Annotated in this window: 18 protein-coding genes; 11 read left to right on the top strand and 7 right to left on the bottom strand. The window is 45.7% G+C overall.

The genetic code is table 11. From position 1 onward, the window contains the following. Position 1 precedes the first annotated feature (1 nt). Complete coding sequence (locus tag BC8716_RS00545) at positions 2-1,588, bottom strand: metal ABC transporter solute-binding protein, Zn/Mn family (protein ID WP_094423489.1); 1,587 nt, start codon at positions 1,586-1,588, stop codon at positions 2-4. Positions 1,589-1,701: 113 nt separating this feature from the next. Next, on the bottom strand, positions 1,702-2,718 hold the full coding sequence (locus BC8716_RS00540; RefSeq protein ID WP_094423488.1) for a metal-binding protein ZinT: 1,017 nt from the start codon (positions 2,716-2,718) through the stop codon (positions 1,702-1,704). 441 nt (positions 2,719-3,159) lie between these two features. On the opposite strand from BC8716_RS00540, the gene BC8716_RS00535 reads away from it, so the two are divergent. The 4 genes from BC8716_RS00535 to dcd all read left to right on the top strand — a co-directional run bounded on the left by BC8716_RS00535 (position 3,160) and on the right by dcd (position 8,341). After that, positions 3,160-4,125, top strand: a complete 966-nt coding sequence (locus BC8716_RS00535; RefSeq protein ID WP_094423487.1) for a CobW family GTP-binding protein — start codon at positions 3,160-3,162, stop codon at positions 4,123-4,125. Between the two features lie 244 nt (positions 4,126-4,369). After that, positions 4,370-5,641 (top strand): IS110 family RNA-guided transposase, encoded by a 1,272-nt coding sequence (locus tag BC8716_RS00530; protein ID WP_063609918.1) that lies wholly within the window; start codon positions 4,370-4,372, stop codon positions 5,639-5,641. 422 nt (positions 5,642-6,063) lie between these two features. Further along, positions 6,064-7,740, top strand: coding sequence for a FeoB small GTPase domain-containing protein (locus tag BC8716_RS00525; RefSeq protein WP_094423486.1), 1,677 nt, complete (start codon positions 6,064-6,066; stop codon positions 7,738-7,740). Between the two features lie 46 nt (positions 7,741-7,786). Continuing rightward, positions 7,787-8,341: a dCTP deaminase gene (dcd, locus tag BC8716_RS00520; RefSeq protein WP_094423485.1), complete on the top strand. Its 555-nt coding sequence runs from the start codon at positions 7,787-7,789 to the stop codon at positions 8,339-8,341. A gap of 27 nt (positions 8,342-8,368) precedes the next feature. On the opposite strand, the gene BC8716_RS22215 is transcribed toward dcd, so the two are convergent. The 4 genes from BC8716_RS22215 to BC8716_RS00505 all read right to left on the bottom strand — a co-directional run bounded on the left by BC8716_RS22215 (position 8,369) and on the right by BC8716_RS00505 (position 11,163). After that, positions 8,369-8,542 (bottom strand): hypothetical protein, encoded by a 174-nt coding sequence (locus BC8716_RS22215; protein ID WP_157730318.1) that lies wholly within the window; start codon positions 8,540-8,542, stop codon positions 8,369-8,371. Between the two features lie 29 nt (positions 8,543-8,571). Continuing rightward, entirely contained in the window at positions 8,572-9,393 is an 822-nt protein-coding gene (locus BC8716_RS00515) for an alpha/beta fold hydrolase (RefSeq protein ID WP_094423484.1), read from the bottom strand. Between the two features lie 149 nt (positions 9,394-9,542). Continuing rightward, positions 9,543-10,247, bottom strand: coding sequence for a Type 1 glutamine amidotransferase-like domain-containing protein (locus tag BC8716_RS00510; protein ID WP_094423483.1), 705 nt, complete (start codon positions 10,245-10,247; stop codon positions 9,543-9,545). Positions 10,248-10,284: 37 nt separating this feature from the next. Further along, positions 10,285-11,163 (bottom strand): fumarylacetoacetate hydrolase family protein, encoded by an 879-nt coding sequence (locus tag BC8716_RS00505; protein WP_094423482.1) that lies wholly within the window; start codon positions 11,161-11,163, stop codon positions 10,285-10,287. A 490-nt stretch (positions 11,164-11,653) separates the two neighbouring features. Between BC8716_RS00505 and BC8716_RS00500 the strand changes: the two genes are divergently transcribed. From BC8716_RS00500 to ltrA, 5 genes are all read left to right on the top strand, one after another. Further along, positions 11,654-12,121, top strand: a complete 468-nt coding sequence (locus BC8716_RS00500) for a DinB family protein (RefSeq protein ID WP_063608625.1) — start codon at positions 11,654-11,656, stop codon at positions 12,119-12,121. 308 nt (positions 12,122-12,429) lie between these two features. After that, positions 12,430-13,890, top strand: coding sequence for a protein adenylyltransferase SelO (locus BC8716_RS00495; protein ID WP_094423481.1), 1,461 nt, complete (start codon positions 12,430-12,432; stop codon positions 13,888-13,890). Positions 13,891-14,057: 167 nt separating this feature from the next. Continuing rightward, a complete protein-coding gene (locus BC8716_RS00490; RefSeq protein ID WP_157730317.1) occupies positions 14,058-15,050 on the top strand; it encodes an ROK family protein in 993 nt (330 codons plus the stop codon). A 21-nt stretch (positions 15,051-15,071) separates the two neighbouring features. Continuing rightward, positions 15,072-16,295 carry an MFS transporter gene (locus BC8716_RS00485; RefSeq protein WP_094423479.1) on the top strand — a complete coding sequence of 408 codons (1,224 nt, stop codon included), beginning with the start codon at positions 15,072-15,074 and terminating at the stop codon, positions 16,293-16,295. Between the two features lie 654 nt (positions 16,296-16,949). Next, positions 16,950-18,209, top strand: coding sequence for a group II intron reverse transcriptase/maturase (ltrA, locus tag BC8716_RS00480; protein WP_094423478.1), 1,260 nt, complete (start codon positions 16,950-16,952; stop codon positions 18,207-18,209). Positions 18,210-18,283: 74 nt separating this feature from the next. On the opposite strand, the gene yicI is transcribed toward ltrA, so the two are convergent. Next, positions 18,284-20,587, bottom strand: coding sequence for an alpha-xylosidase (yicI, locus tag BC8716_RS00475; protein WP_094423477.1), 2,304 nt, complete (start codon positions 20,585-20,587; stop codon positions 18,284-18,286). Between the two features lie 452 nt (positions 20,588-21,039). Here yicI and BC8716_RS00470 point away from each other — a divergent pair, with 452 nt between their 5' ends. Both BC8716_RS00470 and BC8716_RS00465 read left to right on the top strand, forming a co-directional pair. Further along, positions 21,040-22,839, top strand: coding sequence for a sensor histidine kinase (locus BC8716_RS00470; RefSeq protein WP_094423476.1), 1,800 nt, complete (start codon positions 21,040-21,042; stop codon positions 22,837-22,839). Further along, complete coding sequence (locus BC8716_RS00465) at positions 22,832-24,313, top strand: response regulator transcription factor (RefSeq protein ID WP_094423475.1); 1,482 nt, start codon at positions 22,832-22,834, stop codon at positions 24,311-24,313. The genes BC8716_RS00470 and BC8716_RS00465 overlap by 8 nt, the downstream gene beginning before the upstream one ends. The last annotated feature ends 92 nt before the right edge of the window (positions 24,314-24,405 follow it).

The following is a 24,405-nucleotide window of genomic DNA, read 5'->3' as shown; positions in this document are numbered from 1 at the left end:
GTTATTGGATGCTTAACTGTAAAGCTTCCAAGTTTTGCCGCATGGCATCGACGTATCCTAGATCCTCGGCTTGTAGCTCTTCAGATAGTACTTCTAAGTCATACAAAACGGCCGTCTCTGTCCCTGTTTCAGTAGCGACTGTTTCGGCAATGGCTGAATTGGCCCCTTGTTGATAATAAATAACGGGCACATTATGTTCTTCCACGAGTTTTCCAATTTCAGCAATGCGCGATGGACTTGGTTCTACTTCTGTAGATAAACCGCCAATCGCAACTTGTTCTAACTGATAACGTTGCGCAAGGTATCCAAATGCTTGGTGTTGTACGACAAAAACGCGGCTTTCTGCGTCTTCAAGAGCAGCTTGAAAGTCCTCATGTAATGCTTGAAGCTCTTTATTGAAGGCTTCTGCATTTTCCTCATAAATCGCTTGTCCGTCTGGATCTGCCTCAATCAGGGCATCGCGGATGATATTAACTTGCTCTTGTGCCAATACAGGGTCTAGCCAAATATGCGGATCGTGTGATTCGTGATCATCAATGATGACCGATACTGGCTCTGATTCTGCGTACGTATGATGATCGTCATCAAAAAGGACTGCCCGTACTTCGAAGCTTTCTCCAGTCGTTTTATACTCAAAGTGGTCGGTTCCTTGACCAGATACAGCTTCCCATTCATCATTTTCACTCATACGTGTATACCAGTGCCAATGATCGTAATCTACCTCTTCTTCAAGCTGAGCAACGAGTGTAACCACATCTCCTGTATGATAGTGATCCGCCAATCCAACAATTTCAATCGCGCTATCACTTCCATGTTCATGGTGTTGACCATGTTCCTCATCATGCTCATGTTCCTCTTCCTGACCATGGCCATGATCATGATCATCAATGACAATTTCTACTGGGTCTGACTCGGCGTATTCATTGTGGTTCTCATCAAAAAGGACTGCACGGACCTCAAAGCTTTCTCCTAATGCCTCATAGTTGAATTCAGGTCCTCCTTGATTCGGAACAGTTACCCATTCATCATCTGCATTTTCTCTTGTATACCAGTGCCAATGATCATAGTCTACCTCTGCATCTAATTCCGCCGTTAATTCAATCATGTTGCCAGTATGATAATGATCCGCAACACCTTGAATGTTGATCGTTACAGCAGCTTCTTGCTTTTCCTCGTCTCCATGTTGATCGTGGTTATGAGCATGACCTGATCCACTAGTATCAACTAAATCAACACCATCTGCCGTGCGAGCTATGACGAGATCATCGTTCTCGACTGTGTTTAATAGACTTGAAACCCAATGTTCCATTTCTTCACTACTATACACAAATACTTCTGCCTCATTAACAGCCGCTACATCTTGGGCACTTGGTTCATAATGATGGGCATCTTCTCCTGCAGAAACCATTAGTGATACGTCTGCACGATCCCCTGCAACTTGTTGAGCAAATTCATACATTGGATAAAACGATGTTACAACGGATAACTTCTCACTAGCAGTGTTTTCGTCTTCATTTTGGTTACAGCCCATAAGAGTCGTACACAGAATGGAACTAAACAAAATGGTAACGAACCGATTGCCATTCATTTATATATTCTCCTCACATTACTTAGTCCTAAAGTAGTTAAGTAAGATGTAAACCCGCTTAGTAAAAAGCAACATCTTACTTAACCTTTGCTTCTCATGTTTAAAGATAAAGATTAATGTGCTAACATATCGCGTACGATACCATCTTCGTCTAATTCGGAAGGATAGTACGTTGGCCAATGCGTCACTTCTTCTAACAGTTCCTCACGGTCATCTCCCCAATATAAGTGAAAATGATGGGAATCCACTGGGAAAATATTGTGATCACTAAATTGAATGTATTGAGGCATTCCATCTGATCCATCAACTAATTTAAAGATAAATCGGACGCCTCTATTGCCTGCTTCATAGGTAAGAATCTCGTAACCATCTGATTCGTACTCTCCTGCATACTCGTTGTCATTTTCAAAGAAAGTGACGATATTGTCTTCAATGATAATACGGTCAACATCTGTTTCATATCCGACCGTATAATATTGTTTGTACTCATCTGCTGTCTTATCTCCATCTTCTGCCTTATGTTCAAACACTTCGTCTAGATCTCCAGATAGAAGATAAGGATAAACCGATTGCCAATCACCTTCCCAATCAGACAATTCGCGATCTTCAACTTGACTATCTTCAAAATAGCCTTGATAGATTTGGCGGCTTTCTTCATCATGTCCATGATGATCATCAATGACGACTACAACAGACGCAGATTGAACGTTAGCCTCATGATCATGATCGAACAAAACTGCTTTAATTTCTAAACCGTCGATTGTTGCTTCACCTGTAAATGTGTCCGTTTCCTGTCCTGAAACGACTTCCCATTCCTCATCGGCGCTTTCTCTGCTATACCAGTGCCAATGATCATATTCTGTTTCTTCATCCAATACTGCAGTTAGCTCAATTGCATCGCCAGTATGGTAGTGATCAGCAACCCCTTCGATTTTTATACTTTCTGGAGCCTCAAAATCGTTCGTACCATTATGGGAGTGATCCTCAGCTGCATGATCCTCATCTGTATGTACTTCTGATTCTCCTTCTTCTATTCCATTCACTTGTTCCTCATCATTTGTTCCTTGACATGCTGTTAAATAAGTACTGAGTACCATTAAACTTGATAAGCCAATAAGTAGTCTTTTCATTTTTTCTTTCCTCTCCTTTAAGGCGAATGTTTAAATCGAAATGATTACGTTTTGTTACAAGCTAACACTAATTCCGCTATTCCGTCAAGAATTTTATTTCATTCGCGAATAATAATCGATATCCATAAAGGGGGATATCCGAGCTGTTGGCTGATTGAATCTTTCGCTTTGCTTTTGTCAAAAAAGTGGATTTGTGGGGAGTAATGTTGGGAATTATAGTTGCTTTAAGTCGCTGTTAAGAGAGGAGAAAACTTTAATAGATTGACCATTGTTTTTCGTTTACGTGGAAAACCGACGTATGAGGGAGGGCAAATCTTTGCTATTTACATTCCTGCATGAATATCATATAATCCTTTCAAAACGTAATTGTTACGATTTGTGTTTGCCGCTGTACATGTTACGATCAAAGTCGAAAATGTAGACGATGGAGGAAAAAGAGGATTGCCAAAACAACAAACAGTTCCCGTAACGATTTTAACTGGCTTTTTAGGTGCAGGTAAAACGACATTGCTTAATCACTTACTCAAAGGGATAGCTGAGCAAAATGTCGTTGTCATCATTAATGAATTTGGCGATACATCGATTGATAGCCACTTGGTCGTGCCAACTAAGGAAGAAATTATAGAAGTGAATAGTGGTTGTATTTGTTGCAAGGTACGGGCTGATTTAATCAATCTATTGAGGAATTTGAATGAACGAGAAGAACCGATTGACCGTATTATTATTGAAACAACAGGTATGGCTAATCCGGCACCCGTTATTCAAACGTTTTTAATGGATAAGCAAACCGCACATTCATTTGAAATCGATAGTGTGATTACGATGGTTGATGCCAAGCATATTTGGCAACATTTAGCGGAAGAAGAACCTGGGCAACAAATCGCTTTTGCTGACGTTCTCTTGATAAATAAGATCGATTTGATTACGGACGATGAAAAAAATAAACTGGGACAACAGTTGACTCATATGAACCCACATGCGAAGCAAATTTATACGACATTTGCACATGTAGATATTCGAGATGTCGTTGGGAAAAAATCGTTTGATTTAAAAAATGTATTAAAAATAGATCCGACTTTATTAACGGAAACGCATCACCACCATCATAATGAACAAGTGACTTCCTTTGTGTTTCAGGAAGATCATCCCCTCGATTTAGAAAAAGTGAACAACTGGTTCGCCTATTTAGTCCAATTTAAAGGAGAAACGTTGTATCGTTATAAAGGTGTCCTTTATATAAAGCAACTGGAGAAAAGAGTTGTTTTTCAAGGCGTACATATGCTGTTTGCTGGGACAGAGGGAGCGCCATGGGCGAAAGAGGAAAAGCGGCAAAGTGAGATCGTCTTTATTGGCAAGCATCTCGACGATCAGGAACTAGCGAAAGGCTTTCACTATTGTCGTGCTTAATTTTTTAGCGATTTAAATCGTAGTGATTGTGGTTTATGGTCACAATGCAGAGCATTCCGTGATTCCAATCGTTTACGATAGGTACGACAACCTATAGCACAATCTAAACGATTTTTTAATAGGAGCATTCCTGTAATGAAGGTTTATGAGGTTTGAAACAAAAAGAGCCCCCTTGGTATGATACGAGGTGTCCAAAGCTGATCAGCGAAAAGGACCCTTAATTGATACCCAAGGAGGACTCGCAATGAATTATACACAAAACCAGAAAATCAAGCAAATCACACCATCCACCTTAATCATTGGCATTGATATCGCCAAAGACAAACATGTAGCCCGCGCTCAGGATGACCGGGGCATCGAGTTTGGGAAACGTCTGATCTTTGAAAACCACATTCATGGCTTTGAACAGCTAATTGTCTGGGCCGAACGATATGCACAAGAGAATGGAAAGAAGACCATCCTTTTCGGGGCAGAACCAACCGGTCACTATTGGAAAAACCTCGCTTATTACCTTGTTGCGAAGCATTACCAGTTCGTTGTCGTCAATCCCATGCACGTGAAAAAAAGCAAAGAGCTTGATGACAATTCACCAACGAAAAATGATACAAAGGACGCTAAAGTGATTGCACAGCTGATTAAAGACGGGCGATACTCCGTACCCAATCTCGTAGAAGGCATTTATGCGGAACTAAGAGAAGGCGCCAAAATAAGAGATCAGCTCGTCGAACAGCTTATGACCACAGAAGGCAGAATCCAAAATCTGATTCAGCGCTACTTCCCGGAATTCTTCGGTGTATTCGGAGACTGGGAAGGAAAAGCCGCCCTTTGTACGCTAAAGTTCTTTCCTTTTCCTTCTGACATTTCTCAGATGACTCCTGAAGAAGTGCTTCAGAAATGGAAGCCCTATGTCCAACGGGGAGTGGGAATCCAACGGGCGACAAAGCTGGTAGAAGCCGCAAAGAAAAGCATTGGTCTTTCCGTCGGCATTCGCTTTGCCAGGCAGGAAATGGGCTGCCTTCTCGACCAATACGAGCTGTTCAAGACCCAACTGGAAGAACTAGATCAGGACCTTGAAGAGGTGGGAAAGACCATTCCAGGAGCTAAAAAAATGATGGCTATTAAAGGGCTGGGAGTCGCTACCGTGACAACCATCCTGGCTGAGACAGGCGATCTGACCAAATACAGCCATCCCCAGCAGTTGATTAATTTAGCAGGGCTGTCTTTACGAGAAAATCGTTCAGGGAAATGGAAAGGACAAACCAAGATAACGAAGCGAGGCCGCAGTAAGCTCAGAAGAGCTTTATACCTTGCCATTCGCCCGCTCGTTGCCCATAATTCCACCTTTAAAGCCCTGCATTCCTATTACACAAAACGCCCTGATAAGCCGTTAAAAAAACAACAGTCATTGATTGCTTTGTGTGGGAAGTTACTGAAAGTTATTTTTGTCATTGGACAGCGTCAGTGTCCATTTGATGGTTCTAAGCTTTTGTGTGGCATCCCTCAGAACCAAGCATGACAGGCTGTATAAACGCTGACTTAACAAAATCATTTGAAGACAAACACCAACAGTGCAGAGCCGGAGCATATTTACCCCATTCGGGCATGGACCCAGTATAGGAGCATATCCGGCCTCCACACCACGGATACGCAGGACGAAGGAATGTATGGACTTTCTAGGGATCCAGAGAGACATGGGAGGGTGAGCGACCGTGAGCTGTGTGGAGAGTTCGACGAAGCACGGTCATACTCTAATTTCCAAACACATCCAGTTTGGGCGTTAGGATGGTCCACGCCCTGTAAAAAATTAAAATTTGTGCTAACTATATCCAAGGCATGTTATCTAGTGGGGGGGCAGCTGGTTAGCTTGTATATGAAATTCTAAGAATACGTGAGTATTCGAAAGAAAATTAAACTTTATTGAGGGAGGGAAGAGTGTCAATGTTAGAGAGTGTGCAGCCTTCCCCCGCCCAACCGACAGATGTATTGTTAGTAGGTTGTGAATCTGTTGGCAAATCAGGGTTGTTCCGCCAGTTGACGGGTGAGAAACGAGCATTAGCAAGTAACATAAAAGGCTCGACCGTAGCTGCTTTAAGGGCAACCTGTAAAATCAACAGCGATGTACGATTAACAGATTTGCCAGGACTTCAATTTGACATGGACAGCCACAGTACACAGCTTACGTTAGATCATTTAGAAGGAGAGGAAACAATTCTCTTAGTTGTAAGGGCAACGAACTTGAAGGAGGAGTTAATACAGCTACAGCAAAAATTGGAATTGAAAGGGAAAAGAATAGCGATTGCGGCAACACACCGAGACAAGTACTTGCCCTCAAAAGCCGAACAAAAAAGAGTGCAAGAACTGTTACAAGTTCCAGTTGTCTGGATGAATGCCCGAAAGATGGAGCAAGGAGAACAAGAGCAAGTAATGACATGTATCGAGAATGCCCGTGTTTGGGGAGTGACGACAAGCATTATTCATTTTTTGCCTGCTTCACCTAATCCTGTTAACCGTTTATTGCCGATATTCGGTTTGCCGATCATAGGCCCAATGCTCGCATGCCTATTTATTTTGGCCATGTTTGCTTTGCCGGTATTTTCTGCCTATATGCTTGTCAGTTGGCTCGAGCCATTGACAGAACACTATTTGCTTGCACCAATGATTTCCTTGTTGGTTGAGCAGGTACCGCCCTTTTTAGCAAATGTCTTAATAGGCAATTATGGATTAATCACTTTAGGCTGGTACTCATTTCTCTGGGCTTTTCCTGTTGTCATCATGATCAGTATCACGACTACGATTACAGAAGAGATTGGGATACAGGAGCATTTAACCAATGCGTTAGATCCATGGCTGCGTAAAATCGGTTTAACTGGAAGGGATTTACTTCCTGTCATAACGGGATTTGGCTGCAATGTGGTAGCCGTTATGCAAAGCAGGAGTTGTAGTAGCTGTACGCGGGCGTCATGCATGTCGATGATTTCATTTGCCTCAGCATGCAGTTATCAAATAGGGGCGACGTTGTCGATTTTTAATGCCGCACATGTCCCGTTTTTATTTATTCCGTATTTGATTTTATTACTTATTGTAGGAGCCATTCACACGAGAATTTGGCACAAAAGCACCACGAATGAGCTAACACCTATTGCTCCGCTTCCTTATTTGCAGGGGATGAACTGGAAAGGGTTTTGGTGGAAGGTATCCAGTGTCGTGAAACAGTTTTTGCTCCAAGCTATGCCGATTTTTTTGGCGATCTGTCTTGTGGCATCTATATTTGAAACAATAGGGATGTTATCGATTTTTAGCTGGCTTGCTCTGCCTTTGTTAACTCTATTTTCCTTGCCTGTAGAAGCAGCGCCTGGCTTGATCTTTTCTTTTATTAGAAAGGATGGCTTGCTTGTGTTGAATGAGGGGCAAGGGAGCTTATTAATGGAGATGTCAATCGGCCAGGTGTTTATTCTTGTATATTTGGCTTCCACTTTATCTGCTTGTCTTGTGACGTTATGGACAATCAGCAAAGAGACAAGTTGGAAAACGGCCTTTTCGATTGGATGGAAACAAATGCTGACAAGCGTTGTTAGTGCAGCTATTGTTGCGGTGGGGCTATCTATCTTTTATTGAATAAAAGGAAGCATGATCAGAGCATTTATAATGGGCGGTGAGAATCGTGATTTTATCAGGACAAACGATCAAGCAATTCATACAGGAAGAACGGATTTTGATTACCCCCTTTTCAGACTTAAGCGTCCAACCAGCATCGATCGACCTACGCTTGGGAGAGCATTTTTTAGTAGTAGATGACATGTCTACCCCTTTATTATCAGTTGACAAGCCGGCGAGCTATCATGAAACGCAAGTGCCAGAAGGCGGAGTGATATCGATTCCGCCTAAAACCTTTATGCTTGGAACAACGATAGAGCAAATTCGCTTACCTGACAATTTAACCGCTTTTGTCGAAGGGAGAAGCTCGATCGGAAGACTAGGTGTGTTTATTCAAAATGCTGGCTGGATTGATCCAGGCTTCTCTGGCCAAATCACATTGGAATTGTTTAATGCAAATCGTGTTCCTGTTCAATTGCAGGTCGGCATCCGTGTTTGCCAGTTAGTGATTGCACATGTCGACCAAGCTACAGAAGGGTATCGAGGAAAATATTTATATCAACAAGGGGCTACCCCTAGCAAAGTATATCTGGATCAAGATAGGGAGGGGGATAAGGAATGAAAACAAGGCCTGCCCTAAACAGCCAGCTCACTCCTCATCAGCTTTCATATACAAAGGTCTGACCACAGCTATAAGAAAGAATGCCCCGAGAGCGGAGCCGAGCACATAAAACCCATTCATGCTGTCAAAAAAGGTCTGGATGATTGCCGATCCAAGTGCAGCCCCTAGCGCCGCTAAGAAACCAAGAAGAATGTTTTTCATAAAACCTCCAACATAAGAAAGCGTAGGCTTCATCCGTTTTCAGAACGGAAGGAGTAAATGTTGTCAAGAAACGATAAAAACAGCTTGTTAAACGCTTCGGGGTTATCTTGGTGGGCGCAATGGCTTGCGTCGTCAATCCAATAGAACTCACCATTCGGCTCTCGCTTCGCCCAGCGTGGTGCCGTTTTTTTTATGTTGCCTGTATGGTCGTCGACGCCGCAGACAAGTAGAAATGGTTTTGGGATATGGTATGTTTCTTCTTCGTGCAAGCAGTCTTGCATGCCTTGAAAGATTTTTGGGAAATCCTTCGGGCCTACCGTATGAAAGCACTCGCGTAAGTAGGCCTGTACATCGGGTTTAATCGAGCTAGCCCGTGCGCTTTGGTTGACTAACATCTTCCACGGATACAATGACAAGAGCAGCGGTGTCATGTTGATTAGTCCTTTTTCTATGAACGTCAGTTTTTGCGTATTCCACGTACAGTCAATCAAAACCAAGCTTTCGACTTTGTCAGGATGGTGGAACACCAACTCTTGAGCCGTATTTCCGCCCATGGATTGGCCGATAAATGTGGCTTTCTCGATGTGTTCTTTTGTCATAATCGCTAACATATCATCGATTAATAGCTTGATCGTAAAATTAGTCCCAATTGGCCGCGACAGCCCATGTCCTCGTGCATCCCATAAAAGGAGTCCATACGTTTCATCGACTACGTTAAGCTGTTCAGCAAACATGCGATGATCTGCACCGGCGCCATGCATGAAAATCAACCAAGGGCCGCGATGGTCGGCAGTTACCCAATAATGAATCGGGCAGCCATCCTTTTCAAGGACTCGTTGTTCTAATTTCATTGTTTCCCCTTCCTTTGCGCGGATTCCTTTCGTTTGTTTCAGTATATTAAATGGAGAACGTTCCGCTCGTCAGAAAAAGGATGACGAACATGATAAGAAAAGCGCTGAAAATAGCGCGAGGGAAAATAGCTACTCAAATAACTAGCTTTTCAATCGGCCCCCAAAAACGTTGTCTCCAACTCGACTTCCTTTACCTGTTTGCCATCATAATCGACTTGGTAAGCTTTCGCTTGCGGTCTTGAGCTGACAATTTTCCACACGTCTTTTTCCTTATAATGAAGGGCGACTCCGTCATCGGCGGCTATTCCAGGTTTGATGTTGCCAGCCGCTACGAATTGCTGGTAGCTCGGCCTTCTGTCTGCTTCGCCGTCATAATGGGGACAGTTGCTTCCCGTTAAAAACCCTAGTCCATTGGTTAATGGTTCGAGCCCCTTTCCGTAAGAGTCTGTCACGCCTTCTTCAAACCAACAAATGGAACCGGCGCTAATGCCTGCTAGTACGATTCCTTGTTCCCACGCTTTTTTCATTATCGCATCTAAGCCCCATTCCCTCCATAGAACGAGCAAATTTTTCGTGTTTCCGCCGCCTACATAAATGATGTCTTTTTCGAGCAAATAGCTTTCTAAATCTCGAGTAGGCGGTCTAAATAAAGACAAATCCGAAGGCTGGCAATGTTCGTTGCGGAAGAAGTGGTGAAATTTAGCGATATAATGTTCGGCATCACCGCTAGCAGTCGGGATAAAGCAAATGGCTGGCTTAGGTTTGGCGGATTGCTTCAGTATGTAGCGGTCCAATAAAGGGTTGTCAGGTTCCATCGAGAACCCTCCCCCTCCGAGGGCAATGATTTGTCTCATTCGATTCATCCTTTCTCTAATAACAAACGAATTGCTCTTATTCCGCTTTCACGAGCTTGTTTGTTAATGTCCCTAATCGGTCAATATGAACGGAAACGGTGTCTCCAGGTTGCAAATAACGCCGCTCTGCTTCAGGTAGGCCAAGAATGACTCCTTCAGGCGTGCCAGTAAGGACAATATCCCCTGGTTTTAATGTAAAGTGGCGGGATACATAACTGATAATCTCGGCACATGTGAAGATCATATCGGCTGTATTTGATTGCTGTTTGATTTCGCCGTTGACTCTTGTCTCAAGCGCTAAGTTTTGCGGATCAGCAATGTCTTCTTTTGTGACAAGAAACGGACCGATTGGGCAAAACCCATCGCATGTTTTCCCTAAAAGCCATTGCGCTGTTTTCATTTGCAGATCACGGGCGGACAAGTCGTTAGCCGTGCAGTAGCCTAACACATAATCAAGCGCCTCGTCCTCAGTCACTTGTTTCGCCGTTTTGCCAATGACAACAGCGAGCTCCACTTCGTAATCCAATGCTTGCGTCACAGGGGGAACGACAATGTTGCTGCCATGCCCAGTAAGGGTGTTCTTAAATTTGCTAAAGAGAATCGGCGTTTCTGGATAAGGGGAACCTGTTTCATCTGCATGGCGCCTATAGTTAAGGCCGATGCAAATGATTTTCTCTGGGTTCGGAATGGCAGGGCCAAACGTACAGGACTCGATTGTATACATGTAAGGCCCTGTTTGTTCTAAAGTTTCCATGTAAGCTTCTAAAGCTGGCAGCGATTCCGGCTGATTGATCAATTCGTCCATTGTTGCTGGGACTTCCTCAGCAGGGCGAGCTTGCAAAGCCTCATAAATGTTTGCAATTTGCCCATTTCGTTTGACGCCTAAGTGGTTGTGCTCCAACGTGCATAGTTTCAAGGGAACCGCTCCTTTTTTGGTTTGTTAATGTAATCTTATTCGCTGAAAACAACCTTTCGACAAAAGGATGCAAAACCCGTTCCTTGCAGCAGGGCATAACACCAGGTACTTCTTCAAATAGGAAAGGTCAACTCCACTCTATAAAAAGAAACGTTGCTTGCTGCGGGAATGGTCTTTCATTTGCCTGAAAAGCACAACGGAGTCATTGACTCCGCTTTAATCGCTATTCGAAAGCTTGTTCTTACGTTGTTTTCTATTTTAACATAAAAGTCAGAAATTAATCATGGCGTTTTTAGTAAGAAAGTATTCGCATTGGTGCTTTTTTCGATGTATAGGTCGGTATGCGGCTCGCGTTGTTCTAGTGGCAGCGCGGAAAGCCTGATATTTATGGCCAACGACTCCAACAGTTTGAAGAAAATCAGTTGGAACAAGGGAGGATTTTATCGATTTTTATATAATAGATTATTATTAAAATAGAGGGGGTACCTTGATGGAAAGAAGGCATGAGGTTTTATTTGAGCAGTTGAATACATATCGTGGCGAGCTGTTGAATATGGTGGAGGACGTAACCGAAGAAGAGGCGGAAATCGTACCAAGAGGGTTCAATAATAACATTAGGTGGAATTTGGGCCATGTGATCCTCGATCAGTACTTGTGGATACGCGTGCTTACAAAAGAGGATATGCCTATCTCCCTGGCATTTAACCAATGGTTCGGTTATGGAACCGATCCGTCTCATTTTACAGACGAAACGCCGTCCCTTGCCGAATTGATTTCATTGCTTCGGGAACAGCCTCGCTTGATTGAGCAGAATTACCGGGACCGGCTGGAAGAGGAATTTCCGCCAACAGATATGGGGATGCATACGATTGAGCAAGTGCTTGTCAGAACGATTTTCCATGAAGGGCTCCATATGGGTGCTATCGTAGCGATAAAAAGACAGATCAAGGAGCAGTAGTAGGTACACCGTGTGCAGACCACTTGTCAACAATAAGGAAGAAAGGCTTTGCTTTCAGATATGAGTGCAATGCTTTTTTGTTTTGCTGGCCTGTACAGGCAAACGGACGAAAGCGATTTTGGCATTTGGCGGATTGGCCCTACTTTTTAAATAGAGGGCGCAAGCAGCAAGTTCAACCTCCGCTGGCGTTGGCTGACGAAAAGGGAAGGCGGCCGTTATCATTGGTATGTGTAATGATGCCATGTATAATGGAAAAATAAACAACAAACACTGACTATAATCAATGGCACATACGAAAAGGGGATACCATGACTGAACAAGCGAAATGGAATTTTGACAACAGTTACGCCCGTCTTCCACAGCCGTTTTTCGCCCGTCTTAAGCCAAACCCAGTGCGGTCGCCAAAGCTTGTCCTCTTTAATGAACCGTTGGCGACTGCTCTAGGATTGAATGGGGAAGCGTTGCAGCAGCCTGAAGGAGTTGCCGTTCTTGCAGGCAATGCCATTCCCGAAGGAGGGGAGGCGCTCGCGCAAGCGTATGCTGGCCACCAATTCGGCCACTTTACAATGTTAGGGGACGGCCGCGCATTACTGATTGGCGAGCAAATCACACCTGATGGCAAACGCTTTGACATCCAGTTAAAAGGATCAGGGCGGACGCCTTTCTCCCGTGGCGGCGACGGCCGTGCGGCGCTTGGCCCGATGTTAAGGGAATATTTGATTAGCGAAGCGATGCACGCACTTGGCATTCCGACAACTAGAAGTCTCGCTGTTGTGACTACAGGAGAAGAAATATGGCGAGAAACGGAACTGCCTGGCGCTGTGCTGACTCGTGTCGCTGAAAGCCATCTTCGTGTCGGCACGTTTCAATATGCAGCTGGGCGTGGCGAAATAAGCGATGTGAAAACATTGGCTGACTATGCGATTAAGCGCCACTATCCAGAAATAGCGGGAAGCGAGAATCCTTATTTATCCTTGTTGGAACAAGTCATTTCCCGCCAAGCCAAACTGATTTCCCAATGGCAGCTCGTTGGCTTTGTCCACGGCGTCATGAACACCGACAATATGACGATAAGCGGGGAAACGATCGATTACGGGCCATGTGCTTTTATGGATAACTACGACCCGGCGACTGTATTTAGTTCGATTGATACGCAAGGGCGTTATGCATACGGCAACCAGCCGCAAATCGCCAACTGGAATTTGGCAAGGTTTGCTGAAACACTCGTGCCTTTGCTTGCCGAAGATGAAACAAAAGGGGTGGAAATCGCCCAATCAGCGATTGAAGACTTTAAAGGCCAATACGTAAGCAATTGGCTGGCAGGCATGCGCAAAAAGCTAGGCTTATTCAATGCTGAAGACGGCGACAAGGACTTTGTAGAGAAGTTGCTTCGCCTTATGCATGAGCATGAAGCGGATTACACCAATACATTCCGGTTGTTAACACTAGGCCAGCCAGAAAAAACGGCGATGAATGAAGCTGCTGAATTTGCCGATTGGCTGGAACAATGGCAACAGCGGCAAAGCAGGCAAGCGCAAACGAAGGACGAGGCGATGAAGCTGATGCGAACCAACAATCCTGCCGTTATCCCACGTAACCACCGCGTCGAAGAAGCGCTTGCGGCAGCAGTCGATGAAGAAGATGACAGCTTGGTGAAACAATTGATTGCTGTATTAAAAGAGCCTTATGCGTACAGTGAAGAGCAAGAACGATATGCCGAGGTGCCAGATCGTTGCCAACATGGCTATGTGACCTATTGTGGGACATAAGTGTAATGGTGCATTCGGGAGCAGGCGCTGCCTGTTTTCCTAAGGAAGAGCATAACCAAGTGTTATTGCTCTTTTTTTTGTCTTGACAGTGAATCCACGCTGAGCCATACTTACTTTATTAAGTGACTTTATAAAGTTAATTTATAAAGATAGAGATGGAGGTGCCTATGGGAAAAGCGCATACGCAGTTGCTCAAAGAAATCAATTTGGACAATGTGCGCCGTGCCATGCGCCAAGCAGGAAGCGCGACGAAACCGCAACTGGCGGAAGCGACTGGGTTAAGTGTTGTGACAATTGCTTCGCTTGTAAAAGAGCTTATACAAATAGGGGAAATTTACGAAGGAAAGGCAGCTCATTCAACGGGAGGCCGGCGGCCAGTCACGTATCATTACAACTACAACGTTTGCATGGCGTTGTTGGTAATCCTTCATGTGCATAAGGAAGAAGTGCTCGTATCGGTGATTAACTTAAACGGCGATGCTTTGAAAAAACAAACACATTCAGTCGCCAATTTTGATGTGGACGAGATTTGTGCCATTGTCGATGAATATGGGGCGGCCTATCCGGCGATTAAAATGATTGGAATGGGGATTCCTGGCCAGCAAGTTGATGGAGAAATGAAAGTTAGCAGCCATGAAAACCTAATTGGCGCGAGGTTAACGGAAACGATCCAGCAGCGATGCGCTTTGCCAGTATGGTGGGAAAATGACATTAATGCTGCCTTGAGCGGCTATTGTACAAAATATCCGCCAAATGAAGGGGAGTCTGTCATTGGCCTCTTTTTTCCAGCACATCGCCCCCCTGGTTTAGGCATTTATATAGACGGCAAATTGTTTAAAGGCAAAAACGGGATGGCAGGAGAAATTAAATTTTTGCCTGTTGACGTTGATTGGTACCAGCCGCTTGAAAGCAGGCGTTTTACTGAAGTCGTTTGCTACACGCTGCAACTGCTTAATGCGGTGCTTGCCCCTGACAAAATCATTATTTACCAACATCGCTGTACCAACGAACAATTGCTAGCTGCTTGGCAAGCACACGAGCACGATCATCCGATGCCAGTCTCGCCGAAAGTGATTGTATCTGACGGTTTTGGTGCTGATTTTTTGCGGGGCTTAAAGGCGATGGTGTTAAGAGGACTAGAAGAGAAAGCGTATGAATGAGAGACGAAATCGGAGGAAACGATGAGAAAACTCGTATGGATGGCTTGTTTGGCGTATTTGCTTGCTGGATTTGGCCATATTATTATCGGTTCTGTCCTAGAGCCAATGATGGATGCGTATCAGCTTGATTACCGTGATGGCGGCCAGCTGATTATGAACCAATTTCTTGGATTTTTAGTAGGGGTGTTGTTTGCGCCTCTTGTTATAAAGGTACTTGGCCGCAGGCTCGTTTTGCTGTTGGCGTTAGCGTTGTTTGCAGCCTCGCAATTGTCGCTGTTCTTGATGCTGCCTTGGAATGTATTGCTTGCGGTCATCCCCCTTGGAGGTGCAGGGTTAGGGCTTACAGAGACCGTGCTTGCCGGTTTAATTATTGGCAAGTTGAAGGAAAAAAAGGCTTCGATTATGGTGCTGACAGAAGTGTTTTTCGGGGTAGGCGCGCTTGCTGTGCCCGTCCTTTCCGCTCTATTGATTGCAAATGGAAATTGGAATATGGTGTTTTTAGTCGTCGGTGCAGCTGTGATGGTTAGTTTCTGTTTATGGCTGTTTCTCCGTTTTGATGACTATGAGCCGCTGCTAACAAAAGAAGCCGTTGCCGGTGCTGATGGGGATGAGAGGCCATTAAAGGCTCGTTATCCAAAAACGTCGCTGCCATTGGTTTTATTTGGCTCAATCTTTTTCTTTTGTTATGTTGGCGTCGAAATGACGTTCCCGAATTATTTGCCTTCGATTTTAGCAATGACATCTGACCTTTCCCCGTCTGTGCTTGCCCTTAGCATTACCGTCTTTTGGGGGGCGATGACGATTGGCCGGATGATCATGGTCTTTGTCGTCGGCAAAATAAACGTCGCGACCTTGTTTTTGCTTGCTGTTTTTGGCCAGTTAGCGACGCTCGGACTGTTTGCAATTTCTCCCCATTACATCATCAGTTTTATCGTCATCTTTTTCGCAGGGTTGCTAATGGGAGGCATCTTTTCGTTAGGATTGCTTGTCGTCAATGAAGGGCTACCAGGGCTTGAAGACCGGACAACGAGCTTGTTAATTGCGATGGGTGGACTAGGCGGAGCGTTGTTGCCTCGTCTAACAGGAAGCTTGCTTGATCATTATTCCGTGCAAATAACATTGCTCGTGATTTTCGCATTTGCGCTCGTGATGACAGCGTTGATGTTTCTCATCTTCCATTTTCGCAAACGGTTGTTTAGAGAAGTGGGAAAAGGCGGCAGTGAACGAATAAGTGAAGTTGGGTGACGAGGACGACAGAGAAAAATTTGTGGTGATGGCAACTTGTGGATCAGCAATATAAGAGAGGGAAATCAGTTTGAACGGGGCAGCGATCGCTGCCCCGTTCTTATGTGTGTGCCCGGCATGCGCATGGGCTATAGGGTTGAAGTCCCGAACAGTGAAGGTCACTGTAACTGTTAGCCGACGACAAGGGTGTCTGGGGCGACTCAGAATCTGAAGGAAGTCCGAGGCAAACCTCCGCTCCGAGGAACACGAATCTCATCAGGCGCTTATTCTTGGATGAGGCTGCACGACAAGTCGAAGTCCTAGTGACCAAAGGGGATAGGCGTAAATGAGGCGGAGACATGGAGGGGAAGGACATGCGCTTACCCGGGGAGATCTAGTGATCGTGCGGAACACGTTCCGTAACCACTTGTGTGAACAGGTGCTGAGACATTAGAAGTCAGCAGAAGTCATAGTACATGTCTGATCTAGACAGACATGGAAGGACGGAATCAGGAAAGGAATAAGAGGACTTGGCGAACGTTGTACGTGTTGAAGCAGAAACATCTACGGAACCTACTCTCCCGCAAGAAGCGGTGAATCCCGCAGGGGGCTGGAGAGAGGGCGGAGCGTACAGCCACACAAGAAGACCCCTCTTATACGAAGGAGTAGAAATACATGTTGGATCAGATTCTATCAAGAGACAATCTCCTCCAAGCGCTCAAGCGCGTGGAGTCCAATAAAGGAAGTCCTGGTGTCGATGGGATGACGACAAAATCCGTCCGATCTTATCTCATGGAAAACTGGGACTCCTTGAGAAGGGCAATCATGGAAGGAACCCACTCTCCTCAGCCAGTAAGACGGGTCGAAATCCCGAAACCGTCTGGAGGCGTAAGGGCATTAGGCATTCCAACGGTGATTGACCGTCTGATCCAACAAGCCATCGCTCAAGTGTTGTCAAAGAAGATGGACCCAAGCTTTTCCGAAAATAGCTACGGGTTTCGTCCAGGAAAACGGGGACATGACGCGGTCAAAAAGGCGAAGACGTATATCCAAGAAGGGTACGGATGGGTCGTGGACATTGACCTCTCGAAGTTCTTCGATCGCGTCCATCATGACCGCTTAATGAGACGTCTGAGCCAGATCATTCAAGATCGACAAGTGTTGCGTCTGATTAGACGCTACCTTCAAGCAGGGATTATGGAAAACGGACTGGTTCAGCCGAGTACAGAAGGAACGCCGCAAGGCGGACCGCTCAGTCCGCTTCTTTCCAACATTGTGTTAGATGAGTGGGATCAGGAACTAGAGAAACGAGGCTACCGATTCGTTCGTTACGCGGATGACTGCCAGATTTACGTCAAGTCACGACGGGCGGCAAAACAAACGCTAACAAAGATGACGACGTTCCTAGAGGATCGTCTCCGTCTTCAAGTGAATCGGGAAAAGAGCGCATGGGGGCGCCCGTGGGAGCGGAGCTTCCTGGGGTTCACCTTCACGCGCAACCGACAAGACCCAAAGATACGAATCGCACCCGCAAGCCTTAAACGATGTAAAGATCGCATTCGCGAACTCACCTCACGTCGCCACTCGATTGAGATGGAAGAACGAATTCGCAGACTGAATCAGTTTCTTATAGGATGGATAGGCTACTTTCAGTTAGTCGAAACGCCATCTTTCCTACAGAAATTAGACGCATGGGTGAAGAGACGCCTCCGAATGATCCGCTGGAAAGAATGGAAGAAACCGAAAACGAGACAGCGGAAGCTCGTCTCACTTGGCGCCAGGATAGGAAAAGCGTGGGAATGGGCCAATACGCGAAAAGCCTATTGGCGAATCGCGAAAAGTCCGATCTTACACAAAACCCTCGACTCTGCTTATTGGAAGAGTCAAGGGCTCAAGAGCTTAATGGAACGTTATGATACACTTCGTCAAACTTAACTGAAACCGCCGTATACGGAACCGTACGTGCGGTGGTGTGAGAGGTCGGGGGTTAGTCGCCCCCTCCTACTCTATTAATTAGACAATGTGAGGCTTACTTCTTCGCCCACTACCAAGACGCCAAGCTCATGTGTTGTCCACGTCCCGCCATCTATGGAGAGAATGGTGTCGACGTTGCGCAGTAGCCAAGTACATGTTCCTGTTACGCCGCTTGCGCTCAATGCGAGTGTGTTGCCTGTTTTTGAGGCGCGGGCAGAAGCGGCAGCAGTCCCGTTTTCATCGTGGATCGTACACGTTGCTTCATCGCTAATCTCGAATAAATGAAAGGCTACATTTTCGGTATAATTATAGTCCGCTGTTTGCTCTTCTGCTCCAAAAGGGAGAATCGTGTTTTCGCGGACGAGCAGTGGCAATGTTTCGTAACTGTGGTGTTCGCTATGCCATTTTCCGCCGTCGATGAACGCGTTTGTCAGGAGGTTGGTCCATTTGCCTGCTGGCGCGTAATAGCGGACGTTTCCTGTGTCATTAAAAATCGGCGCGACGAGCAGGCCGTCGCCAAGCATGTATTGGCGGTCAAGTGTGTGGCATGTTTCGTCATCTCGGTATTCGAGCAGCATCGGCCGCAGCATTGGCACGCCATCTTTGCTTGCTTCAACGGCTTTGGCAAATAAATAAGGCATTAATCGGTTTTTTAATTTCGTAAACAGCCGTGTGACATCTACCGCTTCCTCGTCATACAGCCATGGCACTTTGTAATCGCCGCTTCCATGGTAGCGGCTATGGGAGGACAGCAAGCCAAATTGCGTCCAACGCTTGTACAGATCAGGCGTTGAGCCTGTTTCAAATCCGCCAATGTCGTGGCTCCAATAGCCAAAGCCGGCTAACCCAAGTGAAAGGCCGCCACGGAGCGTCTCAGCCATGGAAGCGTATGTGGAAAAGCTATCGCCGCCCCAATGGACTGGAAATTGCTGACCGCCAACCGTTGCCGAGCGGGCAAACAGGACGGCTTTGTTTTTTCCTAGGCGCTTTTCAAGCAATGTGTAAACGGTTTCGTTATACAGTTGCGTGTAATAGTTATGCATTTTCAGAGGGTCAGCTCCATTTGCATAAACGACGTCCGTCGGTATTCGTTCGCCAAAATCGGTTTTAAAGCTATCAACGCCCATGTCAATTAACGTTTCCAGCATGTCTGTATACCACGTTTTTGCCTCTTCATTTGTAAAGTCAACTACGCCAAGGCCAGGCTGCCATTTGTCCCACTGCCACACGCTGCCGTCAGGGCGCTTTAGCAAGTAACCTTTCTGTTTGGCTTCGGCAAATAGCAGTGATTTCTGGCCGATATAGGGGTTGATCCATACACAAATGTTTAGCCCTTTTTCTTTTAAACGGGAAAGCATGCCTTTTGGGTCTGGAAATGTCCGTTCATCCCACTGGAAGTTGCACCATTCGAACTCTTTCATCCATAAACAGTCAAAGTGGAAAACATCAAAGGGCAAGTCCCGTTCTTGCATGCCGTCGACAAACGAATGGACCGTTTCTTCGTCATAGTTTGTTAAAAACGACGTGCTTAGCCACAGGCCAAATGACCACTTTGGCAGCAGTGGCGGCTTGCCGGTGAGCGTTGTGTAGGTGCGGAGCACATCTTTAAGCGTGTCACCAGAAATAATGAAATACTCAAGCTGTTCGCCGGGAACGCTAAATTGCGCTTTTGATACTTTCTCTGAAGCGATTTCAAAAGATACCCGTTCTGGATGGTTGACAAAAACGCCGTAGCCTTTATTGCTCACGTAAAACGGAATGTTTTTGTAAGCTTGCTCGCTGCCAGTGCCGCCATCTTCGTTCCAAATGTCAACAGACTGGCCGTTTTTGACAAACGGCGTAAACCGTTCACCGAGCCCGTATACGTATTCACCGACGTCAAGCGACAGTTGTTCGCGCATAAAAGGGATCCCGTTGTCATCGATAATGTGGCTTAAGCATTGCCTTTCGCTCGTCGTAACGGCTTCGCCTTTTCGGGAAAAAGCGAAGCGCCAGTCGTTTTTATTGACTGTTAGCAGAAGGTCGCCGCTTTGGAAAAAAAAGGACTGTTCGTCTTCTTTGCAGGCAATGTCTGCTTTTTCCGTATAAAGAGGGAAATCGGGACCCTTGTCAATGCCGCCTCCGTGGTGGACGCTATGGACACGAATCACATCATTCATAGGGGCCGATACAGTGACGGTCATCATGCCGCCGTCAAGTGTCATCCCTGGATGGGCGATTTTTTGGAATGGGCCATACAGTGTTGCCTCTGAATCTGTTTTGCGAATGTCATATACTTCTTGCGGAGATCGAATTTCAAAGCCTGCTCGGTTCATCCAGCAGCCATTGCTGAATTTCATCGTCTCACCTCATTTATATGATAGCGTTTTCGAAATCGGGATTATCGTACATGAGATTGCCGTCATGCGCAATGAGGCGGCTTAAGGGCAAAAAGCAGCAAAACGACGAGAGGGCCGGGGAAAAGTCTTGATGGCATGGCGTTTTTCCGGCAATCGTATTGTGTTGTTACCTATAATTTTAACATGAAATTTGCACTGATTTTTTCTCTATATGCCGTCCTTGCCTTTGTCCTACACTGAATGTAGAAGTAGGAACAACAACGATAGCCAAACGGGGCGCATCCGTCACCGTTGGCACTTTGGACTTACGGTCTACTCGCATCTTTGTCTGACAAGTGTATTCATCAGTCTGACTGTTGTCGAAGAATCGACAATCATAGCGGATTCGGCTTTTTAGGCATACGTTATAATGAGGGCACAATTGAAAGCGCTTGCTTAAAGGAGATGACAACATGAGGAAGGCTTTTCATCAATATGTTTCGACGAAACTGAATCAAATCAAAATACGGGATAAGCTTATTTTGATGTTCCTGTCTGGCGTGGTCATTCCAATTGCCGTTGTTGGCTTGTTTTTAACCAATGAATTAAAAGCCAATGCGATAAAGGATGCCCAGGAGCAGGCAGACATGAATGTCGAACGTGTCAAACAGCGAATCAATGAAGTGCTAAAAGGGCCAATTATGGTTGCGAACCATTTGCAATTTGATGAACGGTTGAGCGAATTGGTCAACACTGACTACGATCACTCGTTTTCTGTCTTTCAAGCATACCGCTCTTACCCTGATTTTGCCTACCATAAAGGAAACCACCCAGAAATTGAAACGATCCGCCTTTATGTGGATAACCCAACGTTGTTGAATAACTGGACGTTTATACCAGTTGAAGGGTCGCAAATGGCTAGTTGGTACAACATCGCAAAAGCGGATGTAGGCTTTTACCAATGGTTTTATTTGCAAGATGAGACGCAAGGTGGCGGCTACTATTTAAGTTTAATGAAACGGATTAATTTTATTGAATACGGCACATTCGGATTGCTCGTTATTACAATTGCCCCTGACCTGTTGGAAACGATTATGCAACAGGAAACGCACCAGACGGTCGTTGTCGATGAACAGAATTCCATTATTTCGTCGTCTGAACCGTCATTCATTGGCGAAAACCTGGACGAGCTTGTCGTAGTGACAGACCGGGGAAAAGGAAAGCATGGATTTTACGAAGGCCAAGCAAATGGGGAGCCGATTCACATAATGGAAACAAGTTTGTTTCCCGAGCTTAGCCAAAACCAACTGCGGATTGTCTCCATCATCCATACCGAGGATATCGTTGGCGCGGCGAAAAAACTTAGTTATTTTGGCATTCTTGTTACCGGGCTCGGCATTGCGTTCTCGTTATTTTTGATCGTGTGGTTTTCATGGGGCTATGTGAATAGGCTCTCGCGTTTAAGTGCGACGATGAAAGAAGTGGCACAAGGCAATTTAACAACGAAAGTTGCACTCGATGGAACAGATGAAATTGGCCAAATTTCTTTGCAGCTAAACAAAATGATTGATGACTTAAACAAATCGATTGCCCAAGTGCTCGAAGCCAATGAACAGAAAACAGCCCTTGAACGGAAGCAAAATGAAATGAAATTTAAAATGATGGCGAGCCAAATGAATCCCCATTTTTTGTTTAATACGCTGGAGGCGATCCGTATGCGCGCCCATATGAGCAATGAAACGGACATTGCGAAAGCGGTCAAACGCCTAGGGCAGCTGCTGCGAAAAAGTTTAGAAGTCGGCAGCAGCATGATTCCATTAAAGGAGGAACTGGAAATGGTGCGGAGCTATTTAGAAATACAGTCGTTTCGTTATGGCGAGCGGTTAACGTATGACATGGACGATGCTGTCACAATCGATAACGTTGCTGTGATTCCGCTCACAATCCAACCGCTCGTCGAAAACGCCGTCTCCCATGGGCTTGAAGCCAAAGAGGCAGATGGCTATGTGAACATTTGCATCAAACAGGCAGAAGATGGGACATGGATTGAAGTGAGCGATAACGGGATCGGAATGGGGCCACAACGGCAGCAAGAAGTTCGTATGATGATCGAAGACCCTTTTGAAAAGCCGGAAAACCGGATTGGTTTGCGCAATGTCCATCAGCGCTTAAAACAAACGTACGGCACTGACGGCCTCCTGATCAGCAGCAGCCAAGGCGAAGGGACAACGGTGCGTTTTTTGATTCCGAAGGAGGAAGGAAGCCATGTATAAAGTGTTGATTGCCGATGATGAATGGATGATTCGGGAAGGGGTAAAAAATCTAATTCCCTGGAAACACTATGGCTTTGAAGTGGCTAGCTTAGCATGCAATGGCAAAGATGCCCTTGAAAAATACAAACACCATAAACCTGACTTGGTCATCGCAGATATACGAATGCCACAAATGGACGGGCTGTCTTTGCTGAAGCAAATTCGCACTGAAAACGAAGCTGTCCCTTTCTTATTGCTTAGTGGTCATGCCGACTTTCACTACGCCCAAGAGGCGATTGGCCACGGCGTAGATGGGTATTTGCTCAAGCCTTTAGAGGAAGACGAGCTTATTGAGCATGTGCAAATCGTCTTTCACAAATTGGAACAAAGAAAGCAAGCGCATGTCTTGCGCCAGCAAAGTGTACGGATCGAGCAAGAACGGCTTCTGCTCAACCTGTTGGAAGGAAAGGCGCTGCCGCAAAGTGTAGACATCTCTCGCCTCGGTCTTGCTGCCTCACGGTACCAAATATTTTTGGTACACGCTGGGGAGAGAGACGCATTAGAGCACTTAGCCGAACAGATTCCCCACACCGCCGTGCCTTTTGCCAAAGGCGGGGACGCTGGCTTATTGATTTGCCATCTTCAAGAGGGGCTAACGAAAAGCGAGTTGCAGCAGTGGGCGTCTCACTTGCTCGCGCCTATGCGCCATGGGGCATTAGGGAAGTGCGTCCACAAAATGTCTGCGATTCAAGCTTCCTATACTGCTGCCAAAAAGCTCCTTTCACTGGCCTTTTATGCGGATAAAGGCAGTGTGATTTCAGAGCTGCCGACCGTGCTTCAAGACGAGCAACTAGCGAAAAAGCCGCTTTCGTTTTATGAAGAGCGCATCTACTTGGCACTCCATATTGGCGAGAAAGAGCCGGCCAAACAGGCAGTCTCCGATTTTTTAGCGGATGTCGCAGCCCGGCGTATGAAGGAGGCTTCTTTAAAAGCAAAAGCAAGTGAATTGGCGCTGAACGTCATCCAACGCTTAATCGCTAGCCATGTGTTGGCAAAAGAATGGGCGCAAAAAGGCTATCGTTTCACCGCACAGCTCCAAGAAGCGGAAGACTTTTTACAGTTGCGGCATGTGCTTCTCTGTTTGTGCGACGAGCTTGCTGCGAATACAAACGTGCGCAGCAACGACGCCGCTGTTAAAAAAATGATCGACATGATCGATAGCCGCTATGACGAGAATTTACGGCTTGAGACGATATCTGCCGTTTTAAACTACAACAGCGCCTATTTAGGCAAACGGTTTAAACAAGAAACAGGCGATTATTTTAACACGTATTTGGATAAAGTCCGGATTCACAAAAGCAAACAGCTGCTCCGCGCTGGCTGCAAAGTATATGAAGCGGCAGAAAAAGTAGGCTATCCCAATGTCGATTATTTTCACCGCAAGTTTAAAAAATACACGGGAATGTCGCCGTCGGCATTCAGAAAGAAAGGCTAGACACTCCAATTTTGACCTGATTTCTAGTCGGATTTAGTTGGTATTTCCAAAATCGAAATCCAGCTAAGATGAAAGACAGAGAGGCGGGGGTG

It is taken from the genome of Shouchella clausii (assembly GCF_002250115.1).
GTDB lineage: Bacteria > Bacillota > Bacilli > Bacillales > Bacillaceae_D > Shouchella > Shouchella clausii.
Note: the sequence above shows the minus strand (reverse complement) of the source record. Positions and strands in the feature narration are given on the sequence as shown.